This window comes from Paenibacillus apis, assembly GCF_018333295.1.
GTDB lineage: Bacteria > Bacillota > Bacilli > Paenibacillales > Paenibacillaceae > Fontibacillus > Fontibacillus antibioticophila.
This window is the reverse complement of record NZ_BORS01000010.1, coordinates 160,972-175,414: the sequence shown is the minus strand read 5'-3', so window position 1 is coordinate 175,414 and position 14,443 is coordinate 160,972. Positions and strand designations below refer to the sequence as shown.

At 50.8% G+C, this 14,443-nt stretch carries 12 protein-coding genes; 8 read left to right on the top strand and 4 right to left on the bottom strand.

Annotated elements, in window-relative coordinates:
• Positions 1-70: 70 nt before the first annotated feature.
• Complete coding sequence (locus tag KI362_RS15650) at positions 71-724, bottom strand: GntR family transcriptional regulator (protein WP_301628436.1); 654 nt, start codon at positions 722-724, stop codon at positions 71-73.
• 200 nt (positions 725-924) lie between these two features.
• On the opposite strand from KI362_RS15650, the gene uxuA reads away from it, so the two are divergent.
• Complete coding sequence (uxuA, locus tag KI362_RS15645; protein ID WP_301628434.1) at positions 925-2,007, top strand: mannonate dehydratase; 1,083 nt, start codon at positions 925-927, stop codon at positions 2,005-2,007.
• Positions 2,008-3,618: a mannitol dehydrogenase family protein gene (locus tag KI362_RS15640; protein ID WP_301628433.1), complete on the top strand. Its 1,611-nt coding sequence runs from the start codon at positions 2,008-2,010 to the stop codon at positions 3,616-3,618.
• Positions 3,619-3,759: 141 nt separating this feature from the next.
• Here KI362_RS15640 and KI362_RS15635 read toward each other — a convergent pair whose 3' ends face one another.
• Positions 3,760-5,175: an aminotransferase-like domain-containing protein gene (locus KI362_RS15635; RefSeq protein WP_301628430.1), complete on the bottom strand. Its 1,416-nt coding sequence runs from the start codon at positions 5,173-5,175 to the stop codon at positions 3,760-3,762.
• 101 nt (positions 5,176-5,276) lie between these two features.
• Between KI362_RS15635 and KI362_RS15630 the strand changes: the two genes are divergently transcribed.
• The 4 genes from KI362_RS15630 to KI362_RS15615 all read left to right on the top strand — a co-directional run bounded on the left by KI362_RS15630 (position 5,277) and on the right by KI362_RS15615 (position 8,363).
• The gene (locus KI362_RS15630) at positions 5,277-5,894 is read left to right on the top strand and encodes a LysE/ArgO family amino acid transporter (RefSeq protein ID WP_301628428.1); all 618 of its coding nucleotides are present in this window, start codon (positions 5,277-5,279) and stop codon (positions 5,892-5,894) included.
• 72 nt (positions 5,895-5,966) lie between these two features.
• Complete coding sequence (locus tag KI362_RS15625; RefSeq protein WP_301628426.1) at positions 5,967-7,070, top strand: PRK06851 family protein; 1,104 nt, start codon at positions 5,967-5,969, stop codon at positions 7,068-7,070.
• Positions 7,071-7,139: 69 nt separating this feature from the next.
• The gene (locus KI362_RS15620; RefSeq protein WP_301628424.1) at positions 7,140-7,979 is read left to right on the top strand and encodes a dihydrodipicolinate synthase family protein; all 840 of its coding nucleotides are present in this window, start codon (positions 7,140-7,142) and stop codon (positions 7,977-7,979) included.
• Between the two features lie 12 nt (positions 7,980-7,991).
• On the top strand, positions 7,992-8,363 hold the full coding sequence (locus KI362_RS15615; RefSeq protein ID WP_044482336.1) for an MmcQ/YjbR family DNA-binding protein: 372 nt from the start codon (positions 7,992-7,994) through the stop codon (positions 8,361-8,363).
• A 112-nt stretch (positions 8,364-8,475) separates the two neighbouring features.
• On the opposite strand, the gene KI362_RS15610 is transcribed toward KI362_RS15615, so the two are convergent.
• A complete protein-coding gene (locus tag KI362_RS15610) occupies positions 8,476-9,237 on the bottom strand; it encodes a PIG-L deacetylase family protein (RefSeq protein ID WP_301628422.1) in 762 nt (253 codons plus the stop codon).
• Positions 9,238-9,304: 67 nt separating this feature from the next.
• Complete coding sequence (locus KI362_RS15605; protein WP_301628420.1) at positions 9,305-10,651, bottom strand: MFS transporter; 1,347 nt, start codon at positions 10,649-10,651, stop codon at positions 9,305-9,307.
• Positions 10,652-10,987: 336 nt separating this feature from the next.
• Here KI362_RS15605 and KI362_RS15600 point away from each other — a divergent pair, with 336 nt between their 5' ends.
• Together KI362_RS15600 and KI362_RS15595 are read left to right on the top strand one after the other, a co-directional pair.
• A complete protein-coding gene (locus KI362_RS15600) occupies positions 10,988-12,739 on the top strand; it encodes a sensor histidine kinase (protein ID WP_301628419.1) in 1,752 nt (583 codons plus the stop codon).
• Between the two features lie 4 nt (positions 12,740-12,743).
• Entirely contained in the window at positions 12,744-14,138 is a 1,395-nt protein-coding gene (locus tag KI362_RS15595; RefSeq protein WP_301628417.1) for a response regulator transcription factor, read from the top strand.
• Positions 14,139-14,443 lie beyond the last annotated feature (305 nt).

Sequence of the window (14,443 nt, the reverse complement as noted above, 5' to 3'; positions counted from 1 at the left end):
AATTCAGGAGAAAGTGCTGAATTGCCCGGTTTTTTAGTCGGGTTTGGCATATAGAGTTAGCATTGTGGTGTTATTTCTTGATGTAATCCGAGTACCTGTCGAGAAACTCCAGGGAATTCATATCATCTCTAAGGTGATGCCGAACCAGGGCGTCGATCTCCTCTGTATTTTTGTTCGCAATATGCTCCAGCATGAATTGATGCTCGCCCCAAATCTGCAGCAGCTTCCCTCTTTCCAGCATGTGCAGCTTGCGATACCGGATATAATGCACGTTGGACTGCTGGATTAAATCCCATAGAAACTCTCGGCCCGCCAATCGGAACATAGAGCTGTGAAATTGATCGTCCAGAGCCAGAAAGAGATCAATCTTCTCTTCATCCCTGGCGCACGCCTTCTGCTTGTCCAGAATTTTCTTCAATTCCTGGATGTCCTTAAGCGAGAGCTGGGAGCATAAGTCCTTCATGATTTCCTTTTCCAGCGCGCTTCGCAAGTAAATCATCTGCTCGACGGATTCCAGATCAATATAGGAGACGAAGTTTCCCCTCTTGGCATAGACATCAATATAGGATTCCAGCGACAATTGCTTCAGCACATCGCGCAGCGGTGTTCTTGATAGCTGGAACTGCTCCGCCAGGACGGTTTCACTCAGGATTACACCGGGCTTTATTTTTAGCGACAGAATATCGTTCTTTAGCTGCTTCAGGATTTCTTCCTTTGTATACATTCCGCTCCTACCTTTGCATGGATTGAATTGAATACTAGTATACAACTACTTTCAGTTTGAGCAAAGCCTCTAAACCGATGCTAGCTTAAAATGCTGAAAATAAGTGTTAATTTATGCGATTGACAAATGAATGGAACTGCCATATGATCAAGAAAAACTTGTATACAAGATAATCAAATTTACTTTGGGAGGGCTCCGGTATGAACATGACTTGGAGATGGTATGGACAAGATAATGACAACATTATGCTGGATCACATTCGGCAAATTCCAGGGGTGACCGGGATTGTATGGTCCTTGCACGAAAAAGTCGCCGGTGAAGTATGGGAGATGGAGCGAATCCGGGAAGTCGCTGATCAGATTACCGGCAAAGGCTTCAGCACCGCGGTCGTGGAGAGCGTCAACGTTCATGATGATATTAAAATCGGGCTGCCTTCCCGCGATAAATATATCGATATTTATATCGACACCATCCGCAAGCTGGCGACGGTAGGCGTCAAGGTGATCTGCTATAACTTTATGCCTGTATTTGACTGGACGAGAACAGAGCTTTATAAGGAACTGCCGGACGGATCCAACGCTCTGTTCTACGAAAAGGCTGCTATTTCAGAGAATCCTCGCCAGATGGTCGACAGAATTCTTCAAGGTGCGGGCAGCTTCACCATGCCGGGGTGGGAGCCGGAGCGGTTGGCGAAGCTGGATGAACTGTTTGCTGCTTATGCGGATGTGACGGAAGAGAAGCTCTTCGATAATCTGAAATATTTCCTGGAACAGATCATTCCTGTTTGCGAGGAAGTAGATATTAAGATGGCGATTCATCCGGATGATCCGGCTTGGCCGATTTTCGGTTTGCCGCGGATTATCCGCAGCCGGGATACCATCCGCCGCATGCTGGATATGGTGGACAGTCCCTATAATGGTCTGACCTTTTGCACAGGCTCGCTCGGCACGAATCCGGAGAATGATCTCCCGGCCATGATTCGCGAATTCCATGATCGAATTCATTTTGCCCACATCCGCAATGTGAAGGTATTCGATAACGGAGATTTCATCGAGGTTTCGCATCGGGGAAAGGACGGCAGTGTGGATATAGCCGAAGTTGTCAGAGCCTACCACGAGAATGGATTTAAAGGATATGTCCGTCCGGATCACGGTCGTCATCTGTGGGGCGAGGAGAAGAATTGCCGTCCTGGCTACGGGTTGTATGACCGGGCTTTAGGGATTATGTATTTGCTTGGCGTTTGGGATAGCCTGGACAATGCGACCTCCAAAGGGGTGGAGTAAATGCTGCAACTCAACCGGACAGGGCTTGCGGACAGGGCAGCTTGGGAGGCAGCCGGCATCGAATTGCCGCAATTTGATCTTGAGGCCGTCGCGGATCGGACGCGGGCTAAGCCGCAATGGGTGCATTTCGGTGCGGGCAATATTTTTCGTGCCTTTGTAGCCAATGCCCATCAGAAGCTGCTGAATACCGGACGGACGGATACCGGGATTATTACGGTAAAGACTTACGACTTTGAAAAGGCCGATAAGCTTAACAAGCTGTATGACAATCTGACGCTGCTGGTTCTGATGAATGCGAAGGGCGAGTTCCGGAAAAGTGTGGTTGGAAGCGTCGCGGAAGCGCTTGTAGCGAATAAAGCACGGCCGGAGGATGATCGCCGGCTGATTGAGATCTTCGAGAACCCGAGCCTGCAGATGGTCAGCTTTACGATTACAGAGAAGGGTTATGCCTTGACCGGACCTGACGGCGATTACCTCGATAGGGTCAAGGAGGACTTCAAGAATGGCCCCGAGCAGCCTGTCCATGCCATGGGCATTGCCGCTTCGCTTGCTTATCGCCGTTACTTGAAGGGACAGTATCCATTAACCTTCGTCAGCATGGACAACTGCTCCCATAACGGGGACAAGCTGAAGAACAGCGTGGTGGCTATGGCTCAAGCCTGGGCCGCAAGGGGACTGGTGGAAGCCGGGTTTGTCGACTATCTTCAGGATGAAGCTAAAATTACGTTTCCGCTGTCCATGATCGACAAGATTACGCCGCGTCCTTCGGAGAAGGTTCAGGCGATACTGAGCGAATCCGGCCTGGCTGATATGGAGCTTACGGTGACGTCCAAGCATACGTATACAGCGCCATTCGTAAATGCCGAAGTGAGCGAGTACTTGGTTATTGAAGATAAATTTACGAATGGACGTCCGCCTCTGGAGGAAGCCGGAGTGATTTTTACGGACCGGGACACCGTTAACAAGATCGAGACGATGAAAGTGACCACATGCCTCAATCCTCTGCATACCGCGCTTGCCGTTACGGGCTGCCTGCTCGGCTATAGGTTGATTGCGGATGAGATGAAGGACCCCGTGCTGCGGCGGTTCGTTGAAATCATCGGCTATGAGGAAGGGCTGCCGGTCGTGGTAGACCCCGGCATTATTAATCCAAGGACATTTCTTGATGAGGTATTGCAGGAGCGGTTCGCGAATCCGTACATTCCGGATACGCCCCAGCGGATTGCCACGGACACCTCGCAAAAGGTAGGTATCCGCTTCGGGGAGACCATCAAGGCTTATGTGCGAAGAGCGGACCTGAACCCTGCCGGATTAACAGCTATTCCGCTGGCGATTGCTGCCTGGTGCCGTTATTTGCTCGGAGTGGATGATGAGGGGCAGCCGTTTGCGCTTAGTCCGGATCCGCTGCTTGAATCTCTGCAAGATCATCTGCACGGCGTTCGTCTGGGAGATTCGCATGCCCCGGGAGTTCGCCATATTCTAGAAGATGCCCGACTGTTCGGTGTGCAATTATATGAAATTGGCCTTGGCGAGAAGATTGAAGCGATGTTCCATGAGATGCTCGCCGGTCCTGGGGCCGTGCGGCGCACGCTTGAGAAGTACTCGAATTAATAGCTTCATCCAAGTTAAATTGATGATTGTATGTGCCGGGGCAACGTGTGAATCGAATATAGCAGAAGCCGCAATGCTGCAGATAGCCTAAGGGTGTCCTGGATCCATCGTCGATGGTGAGGGACACCCTTTTCACTAGAATCAAATCTCGCGATACAGCATCTCCATCCCCTTTCTTAACTCCTCCTCCGAGCCGTAGGCAAAGGATAGCCGAAGATGATGTGCATCCTGTGCTCCGTAAATATAGCCGGGATGAATAAGCACCTTCTTCTTCAGAAGCCGCATGAACAGTTCCTTCGTAATGACAGGTTCATGAAATCTCAACCAGATGTAGAACCCTCCCTGCGGACTTTCCCAGGAAGCTTTGCTCTCAAAATATTGCTTTAGCAAAATCTCCATAAGCTCTGCACGCGACTGCAGCTCAGCTCTTAATCGCCGCACGTGATTTTCATATAAGCCCGTGCGCAGCCAGTGCTCGACAACGAGCTGGGAAAGGGCGCTTGAGCCGTAGTCCATCTGCATTTTAATGTCCGAGATTCGCTGAATGACCGGCGCCGAGGCGATGACCCAGCCGATTCGCAGTCCGGGACTGAGCGTCTTGGACACGCTGCCGATATAGATCACCTGCCCGGAGCGGTCGAGGGACTTCATAGCGGGAGCCGCAGGCTCGAAGCTCAGCTCGAAATAGACGTCATCCTCGATGACGGGGAGCTTTTCTGCTGCACATAACTGGAACAGGGCGTTCTTATCCTCCCAGGTCATACATTCCCCTGTGGGATTATGGAGGGTCGGAATCGTATAAAGGATGGCTTGTCTGCGTCCGCGAACCTTCCGGATATGCTCGGCTGTGTATTGATCAGCTGAAAGTCCGTGCAAATTCATGCCGAAGGATTGAAAGGGCCTCACGGAATTCAAATAAGAATATTCGTGTTGAAGGACTAGCGATCCGGGCTCCAGCAGGCCAAGCGCAATCAGCTGCAAGGCTTGAAGCCCTCCCGAGACAACGCAAATATTTTCGGGCGTGGTAGTGATCCCTCTCTTTTTCACATAGTCGCAGATGGCTTGTCTCAAAGTCTCACTGCCTTGAGGAGAAGAATATCCGAGCGTCTTTCCGTCCAGAGGCAGCGAGCCGAGCGAGGCTTGAATCTCGTTAACCGGGAGCAGGGAAGGACTCAGCTCGCCTGTTCCTAATCGAATTACGGAAGCGTCCTGCTCGAATTCATTGATCAGCTGGATGGTCTGGTAATTGGATTTATGAATGCTTGCTTCGATATATTGCTGCCAATTGGGCAGCCTTTGCTTGACGAGAAGATGCCAGGAATCGTTCGCGACGAAGGTAGCCGATCCTGTCCGGGAACTCAGCAATCCGTCCGCCTTCAACTCATCGACCGCTTCTTGAAGCGTGCTGCGATTGACGCCTAACGATAGCGCCAGCTTGCGCTGCGGAGGCAGCTTGGTTCCCGCCGGCCATTCCCCGCTTTGAATTTGTCCGATCATCCAATCCTTGATTTGAGCAGCTAAGCTTAGATGCAGCGAGCGGTCAGGCTGCCAGCTCATAGCGATCCCTCCTTGCAAAATTGGCTGGATAACTACCCATCCAATTGGACCTGTTCTCTATTTATATCATGACTATGATAGAGAAGGAAGGAGTTGAAGGAATGGAATCGGTATTCCATGGCATTATTTTAGCGCTGGGGCTGATCTTACCTTTAGGCGTGCAAAATGTATTTGTATTCTCGCAAGGCATCATGCAACCCAAGCTGATCAAGGCATTCCCGGCGATGATCGCCGCAGCGGTCTGTGATACGGTATTAATTGTCCTGTCTGTTATGGGACTGTCTCTTGTAGTGATGCAGTTTGAGTGGCTCAGGCTTATGCTGCTTATCGGCGGAATTATATTTCTGCTCTATATGGGGACAATGATTTGGAGCTCGAATGCGGTGACAGGTCTAGATGATAAAGAGGCGCTGCCGCTAAAGAAGCAGATTTTATTTGCCTGCTCCGTCTCGATCTTGAATCCGCATGCACTGCTGGATACGGTTGGCGTCATCGGAACAAGCGCAGTCCAATACAGCGGTCAGGCCCAAGTGTCCTTTATGCTGGCATGCATAGCCGTCTCCTGGCTCTGGTTTCTTGGACTCATTATGACGGGGGCTGCGTTTAAGAAGATGAATCTCCCTGACAGCGTATTTGTACTGTTCAACAAGTGCTCTGCCGTCTTTATCTGGGGGACGGCGCTGTACCTGCTGGTATCGGCCGTGGGCATCTCCCCTTAGGCACCTACCCAATACCTGACGCATATTGTAAGGTGACAGTATTCAGGGAAGAATCGGAAAGGAAGTGGATGTGTGACTGCAAGAGAATTGAGATATTTTGCCGGCGGGAATACGGCTAGGGGCTTTTACTCTTTGTTTGAATCCAATCTGAAGGATCTCCAGCGTTTATTCATTTTGAAGGGAGGTCCCGGCACCGGGAAGTCCACGCTGATGAAGAGCATCGGCAAGGAGTGGCATGAGCGGGGCTATGATGTTGAACTGGTCCATTGCTCCTCCGACGCTGAATCTCTTGACGCGGTGATCATTCCGGCATTGGGAGCCGGCGTAGTGGACGGTACGGCACCTCATGTAATCGAGCCAAAGGCTCCGGGAGCCGTTGAAGAGTATGTGAATCTTGGAGAAGCATGGGATTCCCGTGCTCTGATCGGACAAAAGGAACAGATTTTTCTGATCAATCAAAAGGTTGCCGATGCCTATGCTGCAGCTTACAGCAAGTTTGCCGAGGCGCTCCGAATTCATGACCAATGGGAGCGGATTTATTATGCCCAGATGGATTTTGAGCAGGCGGATCAATTGACCCATCGCATGGTGGAGCAATTGTTCGGGGATCATCGGCTTGAAAAGCGCTCTATCGTCAAGCATCGGTTTCTGGGGGCGGCTACGCCTGCCGGAGCGGTTGACTTTGTGCCGAATCTGACGGAGGGCCTGACGCGCCGTTACTTTATAAAGGGCCGGGCAGGCACCGGCAAATCGACCATGCTGAAGAAGATTGCAGCTGAGGCGGAGAACCGCGGCTTTGACGTTGAAATCTATCATTGCGGATTTGATCCGAACAGCCTGGATATGGTTATTGTCCGCGAGCTGAATTTCGCGATTTTTGACAGCACCAGTCCGCATGAATACTTCCCGGAGCGGGAAGGAGATGAGGTCATTGACACTTATGCTGCCAGCGTGAAGCCGGGAACGGATGAACGTTATGCTGAGCAGCTTGCGGAAGTGAGCTCCCGGTATAAGGAGAGCATGAAGGACGCTATAAGCCATCTGGCGGAAGCGAAGCGGTACCGCGACGAGTTGGAGGGAATTTATGTGTCTGCCATGGATTTCTCCAAAGTCGATCTGTTGGGCAATAGACTCCGGGAGGAATTGGCGGCTTGGGCTGACGGGTTGCGCTCCTGACACTCTTTCCGTCTCCGCCAAATTCTGATATGTTGAAGAGGAACATGTTAGAGATGAAGGAGGCGGGCCATGCTTAAAGCAACGGTGCATATCGCAGTTCCAACGGCTTTTAATCAGGATGAATCGTTAAATGTGGAGGCGACGCTCGCGCATATCCATGATTTGCATCGTCAAGGTGCTCAGTCTGTGCTTGTTAGCGGTTCAACAGGAGAGCAGCATAGTATGAATCTTGAAGAGAAGCTGATGCTGCTTCAAGCCGTAACGGAGGACCAGAAGCTGTGTGGTCATATGGAGATCATCTTTGGGGTCGCCTCCATCCGGGAGATCGAAGCTGTGAAGCTGGCGGCAGCGATCAGGGGCACGGGAGTGGCTGGAATTCTATTAGGCTACCCGCCCTATATTCTTCCTTCTCAAGCGGAAGCGGTGCGATATTCAGAGAAGATCGTGGAAGCAAGCAATAAGCCGGTGATCCTCTATAACAATCCCAGAAGAACCGGATTTGATCTGTCCGTGGATGCTATTTTGCAATTAAGCCGCTTGGAACAGGTAATTGGAATAAAAGAAGCAGGCGATCCGTCGACGGTCGAGTTTTTACGAAGCAAGATCGATAAAGAGTTTTACTATTATGCCGGCGGGGATACGGGCTTGGAGGATAAGGTTAAGCTCGGATTTAATCGGCTGTCCTCTATGGCGGGTAATGTATATCCTGTTGAAATAGCAAATTGGTTCGGAAAGCTGCTTTCTGGCGAGCCCGTTACCCAGGCTGAGAGAGAGCAAATGAGCAAGCGGATTGATGAGGTCTTTTCAGGAGCTCCACTCCTTCATTTGAAGGCAGCCATCCAGTCCAAGGGCATTTCTATGGGGATTTGCCGCAGTCCGTTAGGCAACAGTGTCGACAACATCCTTTAAGGAGTGGTTCTATTGCTAGAGCAGCTGACAGGTTATGGTCTTTCGAAAAAAGGAGCTGTCGAGGATTATCCGTTTGGTCCTGAAACGCTAGTATTGAAGGTTGGCGGCAAGATGTTTGCGCTGCTGAGCCAGACTGATGCTGGCGAGACCCATATATCCTTAAAATGCGATCCTGTAATTGCCGCGAATTTGCGGGAGCAGCATCCTTGCGTTCAGCCGGGATACCATTTAAACAAGACGCACTGGAATACCGTAGTGGCGGACGGAAGTCTGCCCATGAGTGATCTGCAGGACATGATCGATCATTCCTATGAACTGGTGCTCAACTCACTCACAAAAGCGGCACGAGAGGCTGTCTTGCTTCGCATCGATGGTAAAGCCTGAAGCAATGATGGTCTGCCGGGATAAATACCGGGAAGAAATAAGGTTCATATCTATGAAAAGCAAGAAGCCGTATTCTGTCTGCAGTCAAGACAGGATACGGCGTCGCTTGCATTTAGATGTGCTCTGCATTGACGAAGCAGTGCAGGTGAAGCGGGGACAGCACCTTTAACCCTTCGCCGATTTCAAAATCCAGTTCAGCCGCCAGTTGTTGCCCTAGTTCCTTGAAATAAATATAGTAAAGGCCGAGCATTTCTTCCGACAATTGACTTTTATGCAGACGCATAGCATGAAATTTCTGCTCGTAATACGGGGTAATGTCAATGACGGTATTCGGTTTGGAAGTGAAATAGAAGCCGATGGCGGCGGGCTGCCATGGCGTTGTCTCTGTGCCCTTTGGGTAGGATGGCAGAGAGCTGCTAATGACTGCGTGTGCCGCTGCTCTTCCGGTAACGATATGGTCATAATGCGCTTCGTAATTCAACCAGGGATCAGGACAGAATACGGCTTCCGGCTGAACCTGACGGATAACCTCGGCTATTTTTTGAGAGAGAGAAGGAACATCCTGCAGAGTCCCGTCCTCATAGCCAAGTGTATAAAAGAAGGATGCCCCCAGATGTCTGCCCGCCAATTCCGTCTCTTGTACTCTTGCTTCGGCAATCTGTTCATGAGACTGACCGGGATCGAGTGAACTGAGATCCCCGTTTGTGATCGTCAAATAGTGGATCTCGCAGCCTCTTGCAGCGTAGCTGGCGATAATTCCCCCCATTCCAATCTCATTGTCGTCGGGGTGAGGCTGAATGCACAGAATTTTCCGGCAGTCGGTAATGTCAGGCGGGGCCAATAGCTTGTTGATTTCGTTCAGCGATAAGTTCATCGTAAGATCGCTCCTTTGTATAGAAATGGGTGGATGGGACGTACAATTCTCATGACCTGCTCATGGATCACCCTGAAAGGGTAGTTCTCCTTTTCTCCAACTCGTGCTGGACATGGATCCTTTGTTGCTCGGTAATTCCATAGAACAGTACAGGAATGATGGCGGCGGCAAAGCACAGGGCGGGGAGCATCAGCATCATGAAGCTAAGTCCGTTTTGCAGCTGTGCGGTAACGGGCTGATTTTCCACATAATGCAGCAGACCCAGGCCTGCGCCGATCATCATCCGTGACACAGCCCCGCTAAATTTAGAGATGAAGGTATTGGTCGAGAAGACGATGCCCTCCCCGCGAAAGCCGAGTCTCCATTCGGAATAATCAATCGTATCAAGCAGCATGGAGGTGCTGACCACGGTCGCCATTCCGCAGAAGAAAAAATTGAAGCCAAGCATAATCAGAATAAGAACGGGATTCTGCTGACCTAACAAAAATGTGATCGTACATGAAAGACAACCGAAAAGACAGGAGAAAATATATAGCCTTTTTTTAGGAAAACGATGAAGCAGCTTCGGTGTAGCTCCCATCCCCAGAATCATTCCAACCACCAGACTAATACCGATTTTCATTACAAAGCCGGCATCCTGCCACACATAAATAACGTAATACAGCTGAATCCCTTGCATTAAATTAATGACCAGATTCATGACGAGCAGGGAGAAGAGCAGGACGAGCAGAGGTTTGTTCTTATAGACGGTCTGAATATTACGGCGAAAAGAGATGCGTTCCACCGGAGGGGCAATCCGCTCTCTGGAAGTATAGCCGGTAAGAAAGATCAGGACTGCCGCGAAAACGCCGATAAGGATGGCAGAGAGTAAATAAGCGCGCGAGTTCCGTTCCCCGCCAAAAGAAAGCAGGAGCTGGATCCCGCCAATCGTGATCACGACAACCCCGAGCATCCCGCCGATTTTGCCTAGAGTCACCAACAGATTCCGCTCTTTAGGCGCCGTGGAGATCACGGAGGATAAAGCCCATAATGGGGTGTCGCAGACGGTGTAGAGCATGCCCCAGAGCAAATAAGCCGCTGCGGAAATTGCGAGTGTAGCGCCAGGTGAAGCACCGAAGTCCCAGAAACAAAGGACGGTTGCCGCAGCAATCAGCCAGGGGGCGAACAGCAGGTAAGGGCGGAATTTTCCCCATCGGCTTCGCGTTTTGTCGGCAATCATGCCCATCACCGGGTCCAGACAGGCATCGACGATGCTGGCAACGACGAGAATGAGACTGGCGGTGGTAGCCTTTATGCCGAGCAGGTCGGTGTAGAAGAAGAGGATATAGGCGGACATGAAGCTGTAAAGCATGTTTTGCCCGAGCAAACCGCCGGAATAGAATACTTTCTCGCGTGCCGGGACCCTTTCCTCCATGTTCTCAGATCACTCCTTGTTTTTGTCTGATATATACCTCGATCTGGAAGGAATGTCAAACGGTTCTTTCCTGTTAAATCTTCTACCCTGATCCCGGTGAACTTTCCCCCCCTGCTGGATCGTATTTCGCGCTATGATGTATAAATGGGGGCTCTCCAGGCTCCTGAATCTTACAGAGGTAGTTCAAAAAGTCACCTTTTGATCACGAAGTATTGCAAGGAGTCATGTAGGTTCTGCCTACACTTCGTTCCTCCTTCGTCGGGTTCTCGCAACCTTCTCGGTGCTGAAAACCTGACTTTTTGAACTCGCATTTACAGGTGAAGCAATCAAGAAAGGGTGAAACTTACGGACAGAATCCTTAGGCGGCTGAAAAATATAACATTCAAAAACCGGATCATCTTCATCTTTCTTATCAGCAGTTTGGCGCCGTTCATCTGCCTGGGCTTCATCTCCTTTTATACGATTGACTCGATTATCGGCAATAAAGTGGAGAGTGCCTTGCAGAGTAATCTGAAGCAGGATTTGATGACGCTTGAGAATGCGCTGAGCAATATGAGCCATGTCTCCCAGCAGCTTGCATACGGGGTCGGAACGAACCGGCTGTTCGAGCAGCTTGCGGCCGGGCAGGAGCCCTACGAACGGTTGAGGCTTACTAACGAGCTGCGCAGCGAGCTGAATATCATTACCTTTTCTAATCCCAACGTGGGCTTGGTGCTGTATTATTATCCCGACAAACAAACCTATCAATATGAGAACTTCCGGGTTCGAGGGAGCTTTGAGCCTGACAGTCTGCCGGTGCTGTCCACGTATCCGGAGATCACCTACTTCGGCCCGCACACCAGTTATAATGGCTCGATTAACCAATATGTCTTCAGCATCATGCGCAAGGTGAATCTTCCGGATCAGAATGTTTACCTTTATATTGAATCCGGGCGTAATGCGCTTAAGTCGTTGTTCGCGCCGCAGAATCAGAAGGACAGCTCCCGAAGACTGCTGCTTCTTAATGATGATGGTGAAATCGCTTTCAGTGAGGTGCCGGATAAATTCCCGGTGAGCACGATGTTTCCCGGGGAGAATCCCGAGATGACCTCCGGTTACTCCGGTAAGTACTTCTGGAACCGGGAGACCAGCAATCAGGGCTGGAGTATCGTATCCGTCTTGCCCGAGCATGAGCTGAAGCAGGAGCGGAACCGCTGGCTGATTCAGATTACCGGCATCTTTCTCATTTTTCTTCTGGTGACGGTACTTATGGCCTGGGTGTTATGGAAGATGGTCTACCGGCCGCTGGATAAATTCCACCGGGAGATTAAGTCATTAATACATTCCGATGCAACGGTACAGACGGAGCAGACGTTTATCCCGGAATTCGACTATTTGCTCTATCAGACCCGCAGCATGAAGGGGAAAATATGGGCTCTTTATAATGAAATCGAGCAGAAGGAAAAGCGACGGGCTGATCTTGAGGTAGAGAAGCTGCTTTACCAGATCAATCCTCATTTCCTGATGAACACGCTGGATACGGTGCACTGGCTCGCACTTATGAACGGCCAGACCGAGATCGACAAGCTGGTGCTCAGTCTGAACAAGCTGCTCTATTATAATCTGGGCAAAATGGGAGAGGTCTCGACGATCGGAGACGAGATAGAGGCGCTTAGGGAGTATTTGCAGCTGCAGCAGATCCGGTACGACTTCCAGTTCGATGTGGACCTGGATATTGATGAGCAGTGTCTGGCTTTGCCTAGCCCGCGCTTTTTATTGCAGCCTTTGGTCGAGAACGCCTTATATCACGGGGTTAGCGATGATGGATATATCAATGTCAGCGCAAGGCTGCAAGGGGATGTCCTTGTCATTGTCATTCAGGATAACGGGGAAGGCATGACTCCCGAGAAGATAGCCAGTCTGTTGCATGACGACAGCAAGGAAAGTCATAAGGTCGGGATGGGGATCGGCATGAAATATGTGAAGAGAATTTTGAGAGCCAATTACGGCGATTCGGCAGGGTTGTTCATCAAGAGTGACCTGGGCAAAGGAACGGTAGTTACACTTCGGCTTCCAATCAACGGCAGGGAACAGAACGGGGGTGACTGACAGGATGATCAGGGTCCTGATTGTAGATGATGACAAGCTGGTTCGGAAGGGACTTATCTCCGCGATGCCCTGGCAGCAATTTGAGATGGAGGTTGTCGGAGAAGCGAACAATGGCGAGAACGCTTTGAAATTCATGGAATCCAATCCGGTGGATCTTTTGATGACCGATCTTTCCATGCCGGTGATGTCAGGGATTGAACTGATGAGGATCGTCCGGGAGCGCTATCGTCAAGTCAGGATTGTCGTCCTGACGCTCCATCAAGACTTCGAATACATTCAAGAAGCGCTGAGGCTCGGGGCGATTGATTACATTGCAAAAATTCAGCTGGAGAAGGAGCAGTTCGAGGAGGTGCTTGGCCGGGTCAGCCGGTTGATGAAGCAGAAGGAGTCAGGCTCAACCAGGCCGGATCCGGATAGCGGCTGGGAGAGGGAGGGCATAGCTGCCCTGCAGCTCTGCTACACTCTAAATTCATCCGGGGATGTGGCGGAGTCAGGCCAGGTGCCGCCCTCCGCTGTTGAAGCGGAGCCCGGGGTCTGGTATTGGCATGACGAGAAAGCTGGGGATACGGATGCCGATGCCGATGCCGAATATCAGCCTGGACCTGGTGTGGCCCGGGTCACGCTGACCGGGCTGGAGGGGCTCGATCGCAAGACGATTCTTCAGGTCATTCGTTCCTATAAGAAGCACGACTTGTTCTATGACTATGAACCTTCCTCCCCGGTTCGTTATGTGGATGCAAGGGAACTGGTGAATCGGGACTCCGCGGAGCAGAGTCCTTCCATGGATTCCATCAGAGACCGTTGGAGCGGAACGGAATGGATTTATGAGGACCAGCTATTTTATAAGCTGTTGCTGGAATTGAAGGGAATGAGACTCCCGTCGGTGCGATTGATCCGGATTTTCATTTCACTCTCGGATGAATGGAACCGGCTGTACAGGCCAACCTTGGAGGAACCCATCACGATGGAGGATTACTATCCTAGCTGGTATAGCTTTGAATTGTGGCTGGCAGGGGCACGGGATCAGATTCGGCTGGCAGGAGCGAAACAGCAAATTTCGCTTGAGATCCGCAGCAGCCTGGATAAAGCGATGAATCTTGCGCGTCAGAATCTGAGCCAATCGATCTCCACTGGTGAGATCGCTCAGTTGGTGAATATGAGCAGCAGCTATTTCAGCCAATGCTTCAAGCAGTACACGGGCCAGTCCTTTGCGGATTACGTCCGTGTCACTCGCATGGAGCAGGCGAAGAGCTTGCTGCGTAATACGTCCCGAACAATTCAATGGATTGCCGAGCAATGCGGTTATAACGATGAGAAATATTTCAGCCGGCTATTCCGCGAGCAGGTCGGCCTGCTGCCGAGCGAATACAGGCAGCAAGCTTCTTCTTCCGGGCAATAGGCCAAGGGGGTGAAGGGCGCACGAAATGTAGGTAGACATTTCGTGCGCTTTTTTTCTCCTGAATTGAGAGACGAATAACGCGCGCGGAGCTTTTTTGCAGCGATAGAGCGCTGATAGAGCGCTTGAACAGGGATGGATGCGGGCAGGCGCAACAAGGCAATAAGGCTTTGTAGGATTTTTCGTACAAATCTAGCGTGATTAGCTCTTACCTGAGGGAATTTGTACGGTTTTTCGCACAAAATTTGCGCGTACCAGCCATGCATAAAGGAATTTGTATGGTTTTTCGTACAAAGGCACCGATAAGG

Coding starts and splice junctions, on each gene's coding strand:
- KI362_RS15610 (WP_301628422.1), bottom strand. CDS start 9,237: ATGAACTTATCGCTGAACGAAATCAACAAGCTATTGGCCCCGCCTGAC.
- KI362_RS15595 (WP_301628417.1), top strand. CDS start 12,744: ATGATCAGGGTCCTGATTGTAGATGATGACAAGCTGGTTCGGAAGGGA.
- uxuA (WP_301628434.1), top strand. CDS start 925: ATGAACATGACTTGGAGATGGTATGGACAAGATAATGACAACATTATG.
- KI362_RS15650 (WP_301628436.1), bottom strand. CDS start 724: ATGTATACAAAGGAAGAAATCCTGAAGCAGCTAAAGAACGATATTCTG.
- KI362_RS15630 (WP_301628428.1), top strand. CDS start 5,277: ATGGAATCGGTATTCCATGGCATTATTTTAGCGCTGGGGCTGATCTTA.
- KI362_RS15605 (WP_301628420.1), bottom strand. CDS start 10,651: ATGGAGGAAAGGGTCCCGGCACGCGAGAAAGTATTCTATTCCGGCGGT.
- KI362_RS15635 (WP_301628430.1), bottom strand. CDS start 5,175: ATGAGCTGGCAGCCTGACCGCTCGCTGCATCTAAGCTTAGCTGCTCAA.
- KI362_RS15620 (WP_301628424.1), top strand. CDS start 7,140: ATGCTTAAAGCAACGGTGCATATCGCAGTTCCAACGGCTTTTAATCAG.
- KI362_RS15640 (WP_301628433.1), top strand. CDS start 2,008: ATGCTGCAACTCAACCGGACAGGGCTTGCGGACAGGGCAGCTTGGGAG.